The following is an 18,077-nucleotide window of genomic DNA, read 5'->3' as shown; positions in this document are numbered from 1 at the left end:
ATCAATTCCTTTTAGTACTTTTATCGATAGTCGCTATCTTTAGCAGGTAAGCACTTTTTGGTACAGCATCGTTCAGATAGCGACGAGTATTCTTGTTAAGACATCCCTAGTACGCTTTTTGATAAGCGGTCTTGACGATGGTATAGAACTCTTTAGCATATTGACCTTGCTCACGCGGGCCAAAGCTTGACTGTTTACGACCACCAAATGGCACGTGATAGTCTGTACCTGCAGTTGCTAAATTGACCATGACGCAGCCTGCTTGTACTTGCTCTTTGAACATCGCACTGCTACGCAAGCTCTGGGTGATGATGCCGCCCGTCAGACCAAAGCGCGTATCATTGGTCATGGCAATCGCTTCGTCCAAATCCTTGACACGCAAGACACACGCCAGCGGAGCAAACACCTCTTCTTGGTTGATATCCCAACTGTTATCCGTCTCAGTAAATAACGTGGGCGACATATAGTAGCCGTCATGCGACATCTCTAAACGCTCACCACCAAACGCTAAATGAGCACCAGACTGCTTGGCTTTTTCGATCCAGTCCATGTTTGATGCCAGCTGCTTGTCATCGACAACAGGGCCCATAAATATGCCGTCTTCAAGCGCATGACCGACCTTCAAGGTTTTCATTTTGGCAATCACACCGTCTACAAACGCATCATGAATACCGTCCATCACGATAAGACGTGAAGAAGCCGTGCATTTCTGACCCGAACCGCCAAACGCACCAGCCACTGCTGCATCGATAGCGACTTGCAAATCGGCATCGTCAGCGATAACCAGGGCATTCTTGCTGCCCATCTCAAGCTGACAACGGATAAAGTTTGGTGCCGTCGCAGCAGCGACTTTGCGACCTGTTGGTACAGAACCGGTAAAGCTTACGGCATCGATATCTGTAGAGTTGATGAGCGCATCACCGACTGACGAGCCGCCGCCCAATAGCAAGTTAAACGTACCTTCTGGCAAGCCTTGACGATGAATGATTTCAGCCAATGCGACCGCGCTGGCAGGTGTTAAATTGGCAGGTTTCCAAATGACGCTATTACCAAATGCTAGTGCTGGGGCAATTTTCCATACAGCAGTGGCAGTTGGAAAGTTCCAAGGTGAGATAATGGCAACCACACCGACTGCTTCGCGGGTGACTTCGACCTTGACACCAGGACGCACTGAATCAGCGTTATCACCAATTTGACGCAGCACCTCAGCGGCATAGTAATGAAAGAATTGACCTGCGCGGTAAATCTCGCCGCGACCTTCGGCAAACGGCTTACCTTCTTCAAGAGACAACAGCGTACCTAGCTCATCACAGCGAGCAATCATTTCATCGCCAATGGCTTGTAGGATAGACTGCTTCTTTTCTAAAGGAGTCGCTTCCCATTTTGGTTGAGCGTGACGGGCCGCTGCGATGGCATCTTTGACTTGATCGCTACTCGCTTGTGCGAACTCACCAATAGTTTCAGTGGTATCGGACGGATTAATATTAGCAAGCGTATCCACGCCTGCTTGCCATTCACCATTGATGTAAAGTGATTTGGTTGGGTCTTGTTGCAATATCTGTTGGGCGGTGTGAGCTGACATAAGAGCTTCCTTGATAAAGTATTAAATATTTTATTTATTGACTAGAGTACATTTAAAGTTTAGGGCACAGCGGCATATACGACCAGCTCAACCAGCATCTCTTCACGAGCCAGTCCAGCTATGACTAGTGCTGCCCGATTTGGATAAGGTGCTTCAAAATATTCGGCATAAACTTGATTGACAGTTTTTAGATAGTCGCGGTCGGTTACGTAGATCATTACTTGTAGAACTGCATCCATGCCAACATTGGCACATTCTAGCGTGTGCTTAAGATTGTCTAGCGTTTGGCGAGTTTGCGCTTCAATACCGCCTGCAACCACATCACCATTTTCATCGATAGGAATTTGGGCAGTGTATAAGGTTCCATTATTAGTGATGGCCCACTCCAAAGGTGCTTTAGACGCATAAAGCGAGGTTTTAACGGCCTGTTTGTTTGAGTGAGTCATCATATTGTCATGTCCTTTGATAAGTGGTTTCAGCAGTAAGTGATTTGAAATTTATTTAATCACTGCCAATTGCTACATGACTTATCCTACTCAATTAGCAACGATAAATCTAACTAATTAAATTTGAATTTTGATAGATTTAATCTATCATTTAGGATAGATTATTAAAGAATAGTTTTGGATGGTCTGAATATGAAGTTACAGCAATTGCGTCATTTCTTATTTGTCGTGGAAGAAGGAGGATTTCGTGCGGCGGCTGATCGTGCCAATCGCTCGCAAGCTGCTTTATCAGCCTCAATAAAGGAATTAGAAAAAACCTTAGGACAGCGATTATTTGAAGTAGGAAACAAAGCTCTACTCACGCCTTTCGGTGAAACCTGCTTACCAAAGATTGAGCAGTTTCTTAGCGTTTATCAAGCGCTAGAAGACGACTTAAAAGCTTCTGCGTCTGGCGAAAAAGGTAAGATTAGGATTGCAAGCGTACCGTCGCTAGTGACTAAATTGTTACCTAGCGTATTGGTTGAATACTCAAAAAAATATCCTGATATTGAGATTGTACTGATAGATGATAACTCTGTCGGTGTGGCCAATCGATTGTTAGCCGGAGAAATTGATTTAGCACTAGGCAATTGCACCAGTATTGATCAAACGAACATCGATTTTACTTTACTCATATCAGACCCAGTTGGAGTGGTCTGTCTGAAAAGTAATGAGCTGAACAACCAGTTAAATCAAACGCAAGGGCTGACATGGCAGCAACTCATGGCGCAGCCTTTTATTTATAATGGCACTTGCAGATTGCTCGAAAACACGCCAGCCGAAGCGCTCAATCGCAGGGCCAGATATACAGTAGAAAACATCACCTCGCTATTTTCTTTATTACGTAATGATCTGGGTATCACTACCTTGCCTAAGCTTGCCTTCCCTACGAATGAGCCGGAACTAGTTTGGATAGATTTAATTGAGCCCACTTTAAACAGGCAGATTGGTATCTTTAAACTCGCTGATAAATCTATTTCTCCGCCTGCTCAGGCTTTCTATGAGCTGTGCGTTAATTATGTGCGGGAGTACTATCTGCTATAGTTATTAACAATAAAACCACTGATTACTTTATCAGTTATTGACAATCTCAATAGACACTCAAAGAAGAGGATTTGTGATGAAAACACTCTCTAAAGATAGAATAAGCTCATTAATATCATCGGTGCATTTTAATATGGGTTGTAACTGCTCAAAGTGTGACTGTAACGCGTCAGCAACTTGCAATAAATGTGATAGATGTTCGAAATGCTGTGAATGTAGTGAGATGTAAGCAGTATCATCAATCTTGGATTTTTTGTTCTATGGTTATCTCCGATATCTATAGAATATGGAGCATTTTTTAGGATTGGTTCCAATAGCAAAAAACCACCTTGAAAGGTGGTTTAAGGTGGTTTTTTGCTTATGATTATTACATTGCAACTAGGCTCAAAATATCATATGAGCACACAAGGCAATGATTGGTAATGAAATAAGTGTTCTTAATAGAAAAATGGCCAATAACTGAAAAAAGCTCACGGGGATCTTTGTCCCTAAGATTAATCCGCCGACTTCTGACATATAGATCAATTGAGAGACTGACAAGCAAGCGATGACAAAGCGAGTCAACTCTGATTCTATTGAAGAGCCTATGATGGCAGGCAAGAACATGTCTGCAAAACCTACCATGATCGTTTTTGACATTTCTGCGGCAAACGGTATGTTCAAGAGCTCTAGTAATGGAATAAACGGCATACCCAAATAATCAAATACAGGCGTCTCTTCTGCAACGATTAAGCCCATGGTCCCTATTGCCATGACGACAGGTAATATCCCAATCCACATGTCTAAGATGTTTTTTAGCCCCTCTTTTAAGAAAGTAGTAAAGCTTGGGCTCTTATCTGCTTTTTGAACGGCTTTATGTAGACTGTGGCTGAATAACGTCTTCCCTTCGGGAATGGTTTCATGATCTCTATCACTATTTTCTATCGCGTAAGTATCTTCAATTCTAGATAACGGTAATAGTCTCGGTACTATCAAGGCACAAACAATCCCGCATAAAGCAACGACCCCAATCATATTGAGAAAGTAGCTTTCTAGTTTTACCTGAGAGATGACGACCAAACAGAATGTAATCGAAACGGCTGAAAAACTTGTGGCAATAACGGCTGCTTCTTTTTTAGTATAGAATCCGCCTTCCAATTGCTTATCAGTCAATAATACGCCGATCGTGCCATCACCCAACCACGACGTTAGACAGTCTACGGATGACCTACCTGGTAAGCCGAATAAAGGACGCATCACTTTACTTAATAGAACCCCAAAAAATTCTAATAAGCCAAAATCGAGCAATAGTGGTAGTAACAACCCAGCTAAGAAAAATACAATAAACAGTATTGGCATTAGTTCATATAATATTAAGCCGCCAATATTGTCTGAATATATTGTCTCAAACCCAAATTTAAAATAAGTAACGACAACAAAGAACGCACCAAGCATTCTAATCACAAGCCAAGGCGTCGTAACGTTCAACAAATTATTTAGAAACGCATTATTCAAAATCAATGAAGGTTTCATAACTTTGGTATATAACGTAGCACACAAGGTAATCATGATTGAGGTGACAACGAACAATGGCAAGAGGTCACCGATATACCCTTGGATATAATCCTTCAACACAGATATAGGAATGGTAAATCCTTCTGCATAGGTAACAAACTTACCATCTACATAGGGAATGGGAAATACGAACAGCATCAAACCTATGATAGATGGTATAAAGAACCTTAAGAACTGTCTGATGGCGATGCTACTGGCACCTTTGCTTGAGGCATTAGTCTTAATAATGTCCATATTATTTTTTGACTCCCTGTCAATTTCAACTAATATAAATAATGTCGTTCAGATTGGTTTTTGTGAGTTATTTCAAACTCTCTATGCTAGTAATTGTTTAAAAGGGAGTGCGTTACTTCTTCTAAAATTTTAAATATTCTGGTTGAGTCATCTTTTGAGTTGTTGTACAAAGGATTTATCTCTGCCATCTCCCAACAGCATACTTTTTCGTTCTTAATCAACTCTATGTTGAGCTGCATGGCTTGTTCGTATGACAGACCATTCATTGCGGGCGTCCCTGTCCCTGGTACATATAATGGATCAACACTATCAACATCAAATGAGACATAGATATGATCGCAGTACTCTAGTTTTTTGAAGATTTCAGCTACTGTAGCACTGATGCCTTTTTTGGTTATTTCAGCTACGCTATATAAAGGGATTTTATGTCTCTTGATTAATTCTACCTCCTCTTCTTGATAATCTCTAACGGCACAAAACACGACGTTTTCTGGCTTAATAGATGGCTCATTAGAGGCCATAAATTTCAAACGCTCCCAGTATTCCTTTTCTTTTTCAGAAAGCTCATTACGCTTGCATTCTAGATTATCAATCGCGCAAGCCATTGCCAAAGGCATGCCATGCATGTTGCCTGATCCACTGGTATACGGCGAGTGAAAATCAGCATGGGCATCTATATAGACCACACCAATTTCAGCATCAGGATGCGCCATTTTGAGACCATGCATCGTACCTGCACAACTAGAATGATCGCCCGCGATAACGATAGGAAATTGATTACCCTCTCTTATCTCTTTTATTTTGTGTGCCAATTTAGAAATGACAGGCTCAATCACATCAGCGTATTTTGCATGTTTAAATGGCGATTCTTCTTCATGGATATATTCGTTTTTTATACTGTCGAGTTGCAGTTTTTCATAGTAGTCTGCATTCATCTCTTTTGATGACGCGCGCAATGCATCGATTCCTAGTGATGCGCCTTTTTTGTGCCCTGCGACATCTGAATACACTTCTACTATTCGCACGTTTTTCATTAAATCATTCATTATTTTGTCTCTATTAAATAAAGCAATTTTTCATCATTCAAATTTATAGTTGAGTTTATTTTTTTCCCTAACCACTTACGCCATAGACGCAGCTTCATTCGTCGCTATGCTACGATCTTTGACTACCGAATAGAGGTTTTTAGGATCTTGTTGATGAGGGATCAAATCAAGCAGTTCATAGGCATCTTGTTTTTTGATCAAATCACGCAAAAACACTAGAGCCGTAAAGTCTTCTGAGGCAAAACCAACACCATCAAATATCACTAAATTATTGTCATTAGTGCGCACTTCTTTTTCACCATTTACGATGCGGTGAAACTCTGTCACAGGAAAATCTTGAGAGAGCTGCTGAATGTCGCCTTCGATACGGGTTTGTGGCTCAAACTCCACAATCACATGATCGGCTCTTAGTAAAATATTGGCATCCAGCTCCGTTTTACCAGGGCAATCACCACCGATAGCATTGATATAGACGCCTTTTTTGATCATATCATCCCGCAAAATCGTGGCGTTTTTCTTATCTGCGGTACAGGTGGTGATAATATCTGCGCCTTCAACGGCTTCTTCTGCGGTGTTGCAGATAGTAATATCTAAATCTGAATCGGCAAGGTTGTGCGCTACTTTTTCAGATGCAACTGGATCAACGTCATAAAGACGTACTTTTGAGATACCCACGACTGCCTTCATACCCATCGCCTGAAACTCTCCTTGAGCACCGTTACCGATAAGCGCCAACGTCTCAGCATCTTTAGGCGCACAGTGTTTGGCAACCAGTGCCGAGGTCGCCGCCGTACGTAGTGCGGTCAAGATACACATCTCTGTCAGCAAAATTGGATAGCCTGTATCTACATCAGACAACACGCCAAAAGCGGCTACCGTTTGTAAGTCCCGTTTGGTATTGATGGGATGACCATTGACATACTTACACGCAAACATGTCACCATCGCTGACAGGCATCAACTCTATGACACCGTCTTTGGAATGAGAGGCAAAACGACTGGATTTTTCAAATTGCTCCCAGCGAGAAAAATCCTGCTCTAAAGCATCTACCAGTTCTTTCATGGTCTGCTCTATACCGTGATTACTAATTATTTCTGCCATCGCCTGTACGCTAACAAATGGCACACCCTGCTTTTGAGATACGATAAATTTAGACATTCGTTTTGCTTCCTTTCATGAATATTGTTTGTTGAATCGACAATTAATATGCTACCAACTATAAATGTCAGTTAAAATGTCAATAAGTTATTAAATATGGATATATTTTTGACATATTGATAGGTGCCACTTAGCACAATGTCAAAAAACCAATGAAGAAGGCATGTTTATGGCGTATTACACTTATGACTCTTTAGACAGCGAGCTAATATCTGAACTGCGACAAGATGGACGTGCAACCATCTCAGATCTGGCTAAAAAACTTAAAGTCTCGCGTGCCACTGTCCAAAACAGATTGGATAGACTGATTCATAATGGGGCTATTTTAGGATTTACGATTCGAGTGCATGAGGCGCTAGATAATGAAACGATCAAAGCGATGATGATGATCGAGGTAACAGGAAAATCTACATCACAAGTGATTAGGAAGCTGCGTGGTATCCCGCAATTGATTAAGCTTCATACGACCAATGGGGCGTGGGACTTGGTCGCAGAAATACATACGACAAGCTTGAGGGAGTTTGATGAAGTGCTGCGTCAAGTAAGAGAAATTGATGGTATTCTTAATAGCGAAACCAGTGTTTTGCTATCGAGTTTATGATGTGACAGCATTCAAAAATGTGTTTGGCACTGTCTAAGAATATAACTTCCTAGTGAGTATTTTGGCAGATCTCCGCCTCTAGGCTAGCTAATGTTTGCTCTATATACTTATTGATGCTACCAATCATCTTGTTAGCATCTTCTTGCCATTCAAAGCTGTGATCTGCATCAAGAGAACTCCTAAGGCTATTAGGATATTTTAAGTGGTTCCATTATAGCGGTCTATTTTAAGTGGTCTGTTAATAGGCTTGAGAAGTGAAATAGCTGGTTCCCTTGGGATATACCTCAAAGGAGCTATCTAAAAATCAATACTTCTATCAAATTCATTTTTTATAACGTCTGTTACAAAAAATACAAAAAGGACAGGTTGCTTTATAAGCTATCTGTCCTTCAAACTAAAACATAATTACTATCTGAGTACGATGCTATCTATTAAGTGATTTATTGCTTGTCATTTAATTCTTTTGGCCTTGATGCCAGAAGCACATACTTCAGCAATTTTATCAGAGGGTACATTACCAAAGTCTTTAACCATCCATTTTAACCACCCTATTATGATAATAATCATAATAAACAGAATGGGAATACCGGTGATGATTGCACTGGTTTTGATTGTATCTAAGCTGGCACCAATAAATATCATCGTCAATGGAACCAAAGCTAACATCACACACCAAAATAGACGATGTACTGGATGCGGCTCTTCGTCTCCTTGCAACTTTGGCGTTGCTGTAGAAGCCATGGTAAATGCAGCACCATCTAATGTAGTAGCCAGGAACAGAACAGATATTGCACAGAATAACACCATAAAGATGCTACTTAATGGCAGTGTTTGTAAGACAGCAATAATAGCACTATTATCCTGACCTGCTCCTAACATACCTACGACGTCAACCAGTCCTGATAGATGACGATCAATCGTTAGACTACCAAGAATACCAAAGAATAAGAAACACCCCGCACTACCACTGATTAGTGTATTGATAACTACAGAACGAAGCGTTCGTCCTTTTGAAACCTTGGCAATAAAAATTCCTGTGAATGGAGCATAAGTAATCCAGTACAACCAATAAAAGATTGTCCATGACTGAGGAAAACCAGATTTACCAATAGGGTCGGTAAATAGGCTCATTTGTACAAAATTCTGCAGCATTAAACCTAAAGAGTTCGTTGTATTTGCAATGATAAAAGACGTTGGTCCTACTACCAAAATACCAACACACAGAGCTAATGCGAGCTTTGTCGTAAAATCTGCCAAGTTCGACATGCCTTTTTGTAGGCCGATATAAGAGCTTAGCGAATATACGACAGAAATGATGAGGATCAACACTATATTCATCGTAAATGAAGGCTCAATCCCTAATACTGTGCTTAAGACATTATTAACCAATGGTACAGAAACGCCTAAAGTAATACTTAAAGCACCAAAACAGATAAAGATAAAAATAACATCAATAATACGTCCGATAATACTGTTTTGCTTAATACCTGTGATAGAGCTAACAATAGCACTGAGACTCAATCCTGAATTTTTGCGCACATATAGGTGATAGCAGATAGGAATTGCGACTAGGGCGTAGAGTGTCCATGCGCTAAAGCCCCAATGAAACATATTATAAGGCAGGGACATTTCATAAGCTCTTTGAGAGTTTGCCTCAAGACCAAGTCCTGGGGTTTCAATATAATAAGCCCATTCAATAAATGCCCAATAGACAGTCGCCGAGCCAAGTCCACAGGCAATCATCATAGAGATCCATTTGAAATTAGAGTATTCCGGCTCCTCTTCCCCAAAACGAATTCTGCCATATTTACTGGTTGCTACGAAGGTAAGCAATAAAATGCCTATGAATGTAAATAGTAGCACTCCTGAACCAAACCACACTGTCATTTTTCCAAAAATAAGGCTAGCAACCACTTGTGATTGCTCTGGCTGAAGATATAAAGCGCCAACCACTATAACTACCAGTGCAATACTGACAGAAATTAACAGTTTATCTACTTGTCTACTCATGATTATTCCCAATTCCTTTTAGGTGTTAAAGTATCTAGCTACTTTAGATTTTGTACAGATCCATTACTGTTTCATCGAGCTTTACGCCAAGACCAATAGTATCTGGCACCCTGACATGACCATCTTTTAATGGCAGTAAGTTTTTTACTAATTTGGTAAATAAAGGACTCTCGCTTTGTGAATATTCAATCAAGTCGCCATATTTTGTTGCTGCTAAAAACTGCACAGTAGCGGCTAAGAGAATCCCAGTACTAAAACCATGAGGAACCATCTTGACCCCGTTCATTTCGGCGATATTATTGATAATACGCATTTCACTGATGCCACCACAGCGAGTAATATCGGGCTGGATGATATCGGGCTGAGCTTGTTCTATAAAATCTTCGAACTCATAACGCGTCGTTAATGACTCGCCACCTGCAATTTTGGTCACTGCAAGTTTTGCAAGTTTGAGATAGCCTTTCATATCGTCAGCCAATACTGGCTCTTCGATCCAATTAAGATGTAATGGCTCAAGTTTTTTGAACATATCTGCTGAATGACTATAGGTTTGCCATTTAGAAGCTAGATCAATTTGTAGCTCGAAGTCATCGCCCAATTCTTCACGAACAGCTTTTACCAGCTCATAATCGGTAATGGGGTTATCACCCATAATGCCACCGCCGAATTTCAGGCTAGTAAAGCCTTTTTCTTTGAGTTTTCTAGCAATTGCTTTATTATCGTTAGGGATACCTGCTGGTATAAAGGTGCCATAGGCGCGAATTCTATCTCGATATTTGCCACCTAATAACGTATGAATAGGAACTTGATGATATTGTGAAGCGATGTCCCATAATGCAATATCAATAGCACTCATCGCATGAATACCTGCGCCTCGTCTGCCCAAATAGTTAGAACCCCAATACATCTTGTCCCAAAGCTTTTGAATCTCTAAAGGATTTTCACCTAGCAGTAAAGCTTTTAGACCAGAACAATAGAGGTTTGAATTTGGGGCTTCGATGATAGCCTTAGCGACCAGTGGTGAAGTATCACTTTCACCAATACCGACTAAACCTGTATCGGTAATAACGCGCACGATAAATGCATCTTCACCCCATTCGCAGGCCTGATCGAGTGCTGGCACTCTGAGAATAATAACTTCTATATCTGCTATTTTCATCTTCAAACATCCTTTTAATAAAGTTTCTTGAGTTAATGCAGTATCCTGAGATTTTGGCGGGTATCTGTATCAATAAAGAAGACCGTTTTATTCTGTCCAACTTGTTGTATCTAGAGTGAATTTATAACTACTGGACTGTTCAATGAGTGCCCAGTCCATATCAATACCTAAGCCGTTGCTGTCTGGTGCATGTACGTAGCCTTCTTTATCCGTTCTAATGGTTGTTAGTGCGCCAAACTCTAAAGGTTCTACGGGAACGGCTTGTTCAAAGTAAGTGCTGTTGTTATAAGCTAGCATCAAATGTAAGTTGGCAGCTTGCGACAAGGTATAGCCCCAAGACTGCAGCTCAACGGTCATCGAATTAGCCTCTGCAATCCCCATTATCTTTTGAGTCTGACTGACGCCTCCAGCTAGCGTGGCATCGACACGGACACTTGACCAACCCTTACTTTGGATACCTTGCTCAATTTGATTGACATGAAGTAAGGTATTGCCAGCCGCTAAGATTGGGATATCAACACGAGACTTTAGATCTCTATAGCCATCTAAGTCAGTGTCAGGTAACGGTGCTTCAAACCAAAGGTAATTATGTTTTTCTAGTATCTTTGCCGCTTTTAAGGCCTCTTCTCTGCTATAAGCACTCTCTACGTCCATCATAAACTTTAGACCAGAATCCTTAAATGCATCATCAATCGCTGCTACCAAAGCCATATCTTTTTCAAATATGCACCACGTGTGGAATTTAATAATTTTATAACCCTGATTTTTTAAGTCTTGAACTTGTTCAATATAATCTTGAATACTGGGTAAAAACGGAGTACTGGCATAAGATAGAATTTTACTCTTAGCACCACCAAGCATTTGATATAAGGGCATGTTTGCGTACTTAGCCACCAAGTCCCATAACGCAATATCTACCGGTGACAGTGCTTGAAGTTTCATTTGTACACAGCGACTGGCCATCAAAGCGTAAATCTCTTCTCGTTGTAGCGCTGACTTGCCGATCAGAAATGGCAGTAAATGACGGATTGACTCTGCCAGACTTTTATCAATGCCGCCCTCTGTCCAAGAGATTGCAGCACCAAAGCCTTCGTAGCCATCAGCTGTGCGTATTTTGACAATGGTATTAGTGATTACCAAATCAGAATAATGAGAGGAAGTTTTGTATTTGGCATCCGGTCCTGCGACGACAAACACATCTATTTTGTCAATTTTAAGTGTCATAAACATCCTTGTTTGCTTTACGGTATGAATGGTTTTCTGTACATATTTATCAAATAAACTTACTGTCAATCTAATAAATAAACGTCAGGAAGGTTTGTGTCCACAATATGACTTTTTAATGCTTCTAACGCTACTTCAAGAGAGCTATTACTAACTAAAATAGTGACCAGCTCTTCATGTTCCTGAAGCCATTTTTCCATAGTTCCTGAACGACTGTTTTGATGTAAAAAATGCAGACGAATTCTATTCACGATACTTTCCCAAATACGAATGACATTTTCTAATCCAGAAGCTTGCACTATCAGCCCATGTAGCTGAATATCTAACTCAATAAACATCGATAAATCTTTATAGGCAGTCGCTTTACGCATGCCCTCTAAAATCGTTTCAAACTGAGTTTTTGTATCCTCTCTCCAAGTTGACAGCCCTTTTTTTAGAGCAAATGTTTCAATTTGAAGTCGCATTGGAATCAAAATTTCTAATACCTCTTCTTGAGAAATAGTCGTCACTTTAGTATCTTTATAGGCTTCAGAAATAAGTAAACCTTCTTGTTCTAGGAGTAGCACCGCTTCTCTTACAGAAGTCCTGCTCACGCCCAAGCTTTGCGACACCTGTTGTTCAGTGATTTTCTCACCTTGTTTCAACTTTCCCTCAAATATCATTTTTTTTATTTCTTCTGCAATTTGCTGCTTTAAGGAACTTTTGGAAAATTTACCAGACATAAAAACTCACCTATTTTTAAAAATTGTCTAATTGTCGACAATGTATTTTTGTAAATTATACTAAATGGTCTTACTTGTAAAGACTTTCTTGAAATATTGGCTTTACCTAGTTCTAGATTGTGAAAAAGTTCTGGAAATATTTTTAGATGCTATATGTTAAACACCCAGTAATACGCATGAATATAACAGCAAGAATTTTTGATAAAATTTTAGCTATCCCTAGAGTCGCAAACATATAAAAAGCAATCATATCGATGTAATAAATTATATTGAACATTGTTATCAGTTCGATGCCTGTATAGCGCATCGATCACGATTTAATATTATTTTCAGGCTCACAAAGTTTATTAGTCAATATAAGGTTAAATAAATGGCTCATTTGGATATACATGCTAAAGCAGAGATTGGCAAATCCTTAGCAGGGTTCACACTAGGTGAAAAATTGCAAAGCTTTTTGCATTATGTCGATGAGAGTGTAGATGGAAATAAAGTTCATTGGAATGTTGATTTAGTAAACAATAATGAAGGTGTCTTACTATATAAATGGGGTTCGTCATACGGTAACGGATACGCAATATTCTTTAAAAATCCTACACTAGAGCTTAGTTTTTCTGAACAAGGTACGCTTATCTTCATTGAAGTTGGTGAAGGTTATCAAGGCGAAATCTTTGATGGTGGTATCAAAATTGGCAGTCGTATCGGAGATATAGACCATGCGTTAGTTTTGGATGATACAGAAGATGCGCACTATTTAGCGGATGATAAAGGACAATTCATTGATGGAATATTCTTTTTAGCTGGTGGCGAAGAGGTAATAGATAATCCTGATGCTACTATTGGGGTAGTACGTGTCTATAATTATAACTTCAAGTGATAAATATTTGAGTATAGATACCATCATACTTAAATAATCTTGAATAGCTCAAACAGTACACCATGAAGTACACTGCTGTTATTCCAACAACTCGAACAATCGCTACCACTAGCCTACAGCCTAATTTTCAAGTCCTCACTAGGATACCGAATCCTTAGAGCTTTCTAAATTTTTTTGGGTATGCTATTCATTCGATAAAATAACATAGCGCGTTTACCGAATTCTCTATAATCATATCTGTAAACTTTGTTATTACTTTGAACTACTAACAAACTCGCTCATTAAATCCTTATCTCCTTATCTGGTCACAGATACCGATTGGTTAACCAATTCTATGGATCCGAACGCAGTTAGGAATGCAACGCTGGATGCGTCAGAGCCAACACCGATTCGGGCCATTGTGTCAGCATCTGCCATACCAGTCGTATCAATGAGATGCCAGCCTCCATCAAGATAGACCTCGGCCACGGCATGAAAGTCTTGTGGCGTCACCTCAGGTGCATAAACACTTGCGAACCTAGCCGGTATCGAAGACGCGCGCGCTAGTGTCACGAGAACATGAGCGAAATCGCGACATACGCCCTGACGTTGAATAAAAGTGTCGAGCGCAGTGGTTTCTGCATGACTTGATCCGGGAACATAGCTAAACGCCGACTCGATCCAATCGCGCATCGCAGCAATCCGTGCGCCGCCATCGAGATCGCCGAACTCGGCTTCCACGAAGGCTTGGAACTGGTCTGACGGGCAATAGCGAGACGGCATCAAATGTTTGATCGTCTCTCCGGGCAACAGATGAAGAGGCACTTGAGGAAGTGTCGATATGTCTAATGCAGGACGGTCAACAGCAATTTCTGCAATATAAGTGCAGCTAAAACCCCCTTCTGCATTAATCCAAATCCGCTCTCCTATGCCATCATCGGCGGCGACCCGTGAAAAATGCGCAACGTCTGATGTCCAAATTTCGGTCGAATTCACCCGCTGATCCGCAAGATTGGCGACTTCGATTTGAAGTAAAAGGTCCATCGGCGTGGAGAGCCGATAATGGAGTTTGACGTTGAGTTTCAGAATCATGTTCGAACTCCTAAGGGTGTTAGTCTGGCGGCCGATGAGCGTGTGAGGACTTCTAATTGGACGAGGCGAAACCGGGATCTTTTGTAATGATCTGCTCTGACTATCTTAGAGACTGGTTGACTAGAGTTAGGTAGATGACTGACAGAGTCAGATTATCATAATACCGCTTTTCAAGCTCGAAAGGTAAGATATAATCAATTGCACTATGCAGTCGGTCTTCATGCAACCTGAGAAGATTTGAAAATCAATTAATTATCGATTTAGCTTCGTAAGGTAAGAGCTATGCTCGAAGTACTACCTATTCAAGAGTTGTCACCTCAACATCATTTAACCTATGCTACTGCTCTCCTGCTCTCCTATGTTTAGCTCAAACAGCGTCAAATTAGATTACGAGCTTTTTCTCTTAAGCCACTTTGACGGTTGTGAATTAGGTACACCTGACAGTCCGTTTAGAATTCAATTAACAACCATATTAGAAAATCAGTTAGCACTAACCAAAAAATGTTTTGCACTTCTAAGAAACGTAGCCATAACCGCTTTTGTCTTTCATCATTCAATAACTTCTAAGGCTGATAAGCGACCTAGCAATAATGTTAAATATGACTGATTATTTGATATGTATTACTTGTTAAATTGATGCCTCTCAAATTTGCACAGAACAATACCATAGCCCTGATTTTTATATTCTGTGCGAATACAGGAGCATGTATTTTGTATCATATTCTCTCAATTGCTTACCAAATAAGCGATTGAAAGCGTAATTGTGTTTTATTATCTATTAAAACAACTGGCAAAAATGACGTGTAACCCGCCCAGCGCATGGCCTACCTCCTATTTGGCCACTGTGTTATAATTATCCCCAAGTGAACCTTGGGGATAATTAAGTATTAAAACCATTTCTATATAAGGTTTTGCTAATAATATTATCTAATACCAGTGTCCATGACAGTGTCCAATCTGCTATATTTTTCTACAGAAGAGTATTTTTATAATTCATCAATCATAAACCTATCATTTACCTTACTTATCATATTACGGATATACATTATGGCTATCGACACTGCAAATGATATCAACAAGCTTGAATGCCGAGACAAAGATTATTCAGTCAGTGTCTCAGGTGTGGCTGGTTTAAGTCTTCGTATTTATCCGAATGGCAAAAAGGAATATTACTTGCGGTATTCCCATCCACATATCGAGGGCAAACGCCCTAGGATGATGTTGGGTAAGATTGAGGATATTAGTCTACATGAGGTTAAGTATAAAGCAGACACCATTCTCGATATGGTCGCAAAAGGCTCTGATCCTAAAGCTATCCAGCAAAAAGAGCAAACCAATAAATATACTCATCTAAAAAACGCACCATTTTCTGACATTGCTCAAGCATGGCGAGAACACAAAACAGCAGGTCGCAATCAAAGTAAATCTAAGAAACCATCATACAGTGAGTCAACCCTCAAGTTCTGGGACTTATGCCTAGGATATATGTGCCAAGAAATTGGTGGTTTAAGAATGGACGATATCACCAGCGAGATGATACTGAGTGTGTGTGAGTCGATTCAGAATAATGATAATCAAGCGACTTTCGTTGGTGCGAGCACTCGTTTATATACTGAAAAAGTGTTTTCATTCGCTGTTGCTCGAGGGTTATGCGATAGAAATGTGGCAATTGATACCCGTGGTGAGCTTGCACCTGCCAATTCAGGCAATCACTTGCCAGCCATTACCAAACCAGATCAATTTGCGACGCTTCTAAAAGATATGTCTGATTTTAGAGGTGCAAGTAAGATCACATTAGAGGCGATGACCTTATTACCTTATGTGTTTGTACGTAGTATCGATCTGCGCTCGATGCGCTGGGATGATATCGATTGGGATAACAATGTATGGGCGTTCTCCCCGACCAAAGGCGAAGGTCGCGATGACATGGTCTCACACTTAGTCGTACCGCTAGCCACGCAAGTGATTTCTCTATTGCGAAATATTCAGTCAATTACAGGGCATAAAGAGCATGTATTTGCGTCGATGCGCGGTTCAGGCAATGCTTATATTAGTAAAGCGACGTTGGTGCAGATATTCCATCGGCTTGGATACAAAGACGTGCAATGTGCACATGGATTTCGAGCATCGGCGAAAACTTTGCTCATGGAACAGCCTGAACTACGCTATTCTGACATCGTCACAGAGTTACAGCTGGGTCATCGTATAAAAGACACACATGGCGGGGCTTACAACAGACTTGATGAAATCGATACTAGGGTACAGATGATGCAAGATTGGGCAGATTATATAGACAATCTTCGGAGTCGTTAGAGAGTTATTTTAGAGTCAAAAACCATATTTTTTTGCTTTTATTTATGGTTCTTTAAAATGTATTTTACGAAAGTTCACAGGAGACATACCAGTAAACTGCTTAAACTGTCGACTAAAGGCACTATGATCACCGTATCCACAGTTTAAGGAGACTTGAGTTACTGTTAGCTTATGATTCGCTAATAGTCGAATGGCATGCTCTAGACGCATTTTTTGTACAAACTGAATGGGTGACATATTCAGTACAGCCTTAAATGTACGCTCCAATTGCGATTGACTAAGGTTTGCCAATTTCGCTAATTGACCAATATTAATTTTTTGATCAAGATTGTCTCGTACGTATTGATCTACGCTTGCCAACCGAGCGTGCTTGCGTAATATCCGCTCGTTATCTTCATCAATATCTACTGATATACCTACCATCGCTACAATACGATTTTCTACATCATAGACGGGGATTTTTTGCGTGATACACCATCCTAACTGTCCTGATGCATAACTATGAAGCTCTAGTTTATCAACAATCTCCCTACCTTCCCTCAATACTCTCAGATCCTGATTGAGATAATCCTTGCCTTGAGACTTCAAAAATACTTGCTCTGTAGTCAGTCCTATTAGCGATTTTTTATTTTTAAGCCCGCTACGTCTAACGAGCGTTTTACTGACTAGTCGATAGCATGCTTGGCTATCTTTAACAAAAAATACCACGTTTTTCATAGTATCAAACAGAGGCATCAATAAAGATATATTACCAACAAACTCACCAAAATTGGTTGGTTGATAAGTCTGTAGGTGTTTTGATAGTTGTTTGGTAGGTGCTTCTAATACTAACGGCCGCATTGGTATATTCTCATATAGCATCTCAAGTTCATCGTTGAGATTTTCAATTATTTTAGGGTGCTACACAATATTTATACTCCTAAATATCTATATAACCTGTGCAGAAATGCGCATTTATTCATATAAAAACATCAAGACTGCGTTTCTGAAAAACGTCATT

At 40.3% G+C, this 18,077-nt stretch carries 15 protein-coding genes; 4 read left to right on the top strand and 11 right to left on the bottom strand.

Going from position 1 to position 18,077, the window contains the following annotated elements; all coding sequences use genetic code 11:
- Positions 1 to 106: 106 nt before the first annotated feature.
- Positions 107 to 1,582 carry an aldehyde dehydrogenase family protein gene (locus ACT3QR_RS06030; RefSeq protein ID WP_444520483.1) on the bottom strand — a complete coding sequence of 492 codons (1,476 nt, stop codon included), beginning with the start codon at positions 1,580 to 1,582 and terminating at the stop codon, positions 107 to 109.
- Positions 1,583 to 1,641: 59 nt separating this feature from the next.
- Positions 1,642 to 2,031: a RidA family protein gene (locus ACT3QR_RS06025; RefSeq protein ID WP_394124004.1), complete on the bottom strand. Its 390-nt coding sequence runs from the start codon at positions 2,029 to 2,031 to the stop codon at positions 1,642 to 1,644.
- Positions 2,032 to 2,220: 189 nt separating this feature from the next.
- On the opposite strand from ACT3QR_RS06025, the gene ACT3QR_RS06020 reads away from it, so the two are divergent.
- Entirely contained in the window at positions 2,221 to 3,111 is an 891-nt protein-coding gene (locus ACT3QR_RS06020) for a LysR family transcriptional regulator (protein ID WP_444520482.1), read from the top strand.
- Positions 3,112 to 3,495: 384 nt separating this feature from the next.
- Here the strand turns inward: ACT3QR_RS06020 and ACT3QR_RS06015 are convergent, their stop codons facing one another.
- The 3 genes from ACT3QR_RS06015 to ACT3QR_RS06005 form a co-directional block, all read right to left on the bottom strand.
- Complete coding sequence (locus ACT3QR_RS06015; protein WP_444520481.1) at positions 3,496 to 4,899, bottom strand: YjiH family protein; 1,404 nt, start codon at positions 4,897 to 4,899, stop codon at positions 3,496 to 3,498.
- Positions 4,900 to 4,985: 86 nt separating this feature from the next.
- Positions 4,986 to 5,945, bottom strand: a complete 960-nt coding sequence (locus ACT3QR_RS06010; protein WP_444520480.1) for an arginase — start codon at positions 5,943 to 5,945, stop codon at positions 4,986 to 4,988.
- A gap of 75 nt (positions 5,946 to 6,020) precedes the next feature.
- Positions 6,021 to 7,103: an ornithine cyclodeaminase gene (locus ACT3QR_RS06005; RefSeq protein WP_444520479.1), complete on the bottom strand. Its 1,083-nt coding sequence runs from the start codon at positions 7,101 to 7,103 to the stop codon at positions 6,021 to 6,023.
- 169 nt (positions 7,104 to 7,272) lie between these two features.
- On the opposite strand from ACT3QR_RS06005, the gene ACT3QR_RS06000 reads away from it, so the two are divergent.
- Positions 7,273 to 7,704, top strand: coding sequence for an Lrp/AsnC family transcriptional regulator (locus ACT3QR_RS06000; protein WP_444520478.1), 432 nt, complete (start codon positions 7,273 to 7,275; stop codon positions 7,702 to 7,704).
- Between the two features lie 450 nt (positions 7,705 to 8,154).
- On the opposite strand, the gene ACT3QR_RS05995 is transcribed toward ACT3QR_RS06000, so the two are convergent.
- From ACT3QR_RS05995 to ACT3QR_RS05980, 4 genes are all read right to left on the bottom strand, one after another.
- The gene (locus tag ACT3QR_RS05995) at positions 8,155 to 9,714 is read right to left on the bottom strand and encodes a BCCT family transporter (RefSeq protein ID WP_444520477.1); all 1,560 of its coding nucleotides are present in this window, start codon (positions 9,712 to 9,714) and stop codon (positions 8,155 to 8,157) included.
- A 43-nt stretch (positions 9,715 to 9,757) separates the two neighbouring features.
- Positions 9,758 to 10,873, bottom strand: coding sequence for a mandelate racemase/muconate lactonizing enzyme family protein (locus tag ACT3QR_RS05990; RefSeq protein ID WP_444520476.1), 1,116 nt, complete (start codon positions 10,871 to 10,873; stop codon positions 9,758 to 9,760).
- A gap of 87 nt (positions 10,874 to 10,960) precedes the next feature.
- Entirely contained in the window at positions 10,961 to 12,097 is a 1,137-nt protein-coding gene (locus ACT3QR_RS05985; protein WP_444520475.1) for a mandelate racemase/muconate lactonizing enzyme family protein, read from the bottom strand.
- A gap of 65 nt (positions 12,098 to 12,162) precedes the next feature.
- Complete coding sequence (locus ACT3QR_RS05980) at positions 12,163 to 12,819, bottom strand: GntR family transcriptional regulator (protein ID WP_444520474.1); 657 nt, start codon at positions 12,817 to 12,819, stop codon at positions 12,163 to 12,165.
- A gap of 370 nt (positions 12,820 to 13,189) precedes the next feature.
- Between ACT3QR_RS05980 and ACT3QR_RS05975 the strand changes: the two genes are divergently transcribed.
- Positions 13,190 to 13,693 carry a hypothetical protein gene (locus ACT3QR_RS05975; RefSeq protein WP_444520473.1) on the top strand — a complete coding sequence of 168 codons (504 nt, stop codon included), beginning with the start codon at positions 13,190 to 13,192 and terminating at the stop codon, positions 13,691 to 13,693.
- 297 nt (positions 13,694 to 13,990) lie between these two features.
- On the opposite strand, the gene ACT3QR_RS05970 is transcribed toward ACT3QR_RS05975, so the two are convergent.
- Positions 13,991 to 14,764, bottom strand: a complete 774-nt coding sequence (locus tag ACT3QR_RS05970) for a transglutaminase-like domain-containing protein (RefSeq protein ID WP_444520472.1) — start codon at positions 14,762 to 14,764, stop codon at positions 13,991 to 13,993.
- Positions 14,765 to 15,811: 1,047 nt separating this feature from the next.
- Between ACT3QR_RS05970 and ACT3QR_RS05965 the strand changes: the two genes are divergently transcribed.
- Positions 15,812 to 17,077, top strand: a complete 1,266-nt coding sequence (locus tag ACT3QR_RS05965; protein WP_444520471.1) for a tyrosine-type recombinase/integrase — start codon at positions 15,812 to 15,814, stop codon at positions 17,075 to 17,077.
- A gap of 42 nt (positions 17,078 to 17,119) precedes the next feature.
- On the opposite strand, the gene ACT3QR_RS05960 is transcribed toward ACT3QR_RS05965, so the two are convergent.
- A complete protein-coding gene (locus tag ACT3QR_RS05960) occupies positions 17,120 to 17,917 on the bottom strand; it encodes a helix-turn-helix domain-containing protein (protein WP_444520470.1) in 798 nt (265 codons plus the stop codon).
- Between the last annotated feature and the right edge of the window lie 160 nt (positions 17,918 to 18,077).

Origin of the sequence: Psychrobacter sp. AOP7-B1-25 (assembly GCF_052376195.1) — a bacterium.
Taxonomy (GTDB): domain Bacteria; phylum Pseudomonadota; class Gammaproteobacteria; order Pseudomonadales; family Moraxellaceae; genus Psychrobacter.
Note: the sequence above shows the minus strand (reverse complement) of the source record. Positions and strands in the feature narration are given on the sequence as shown.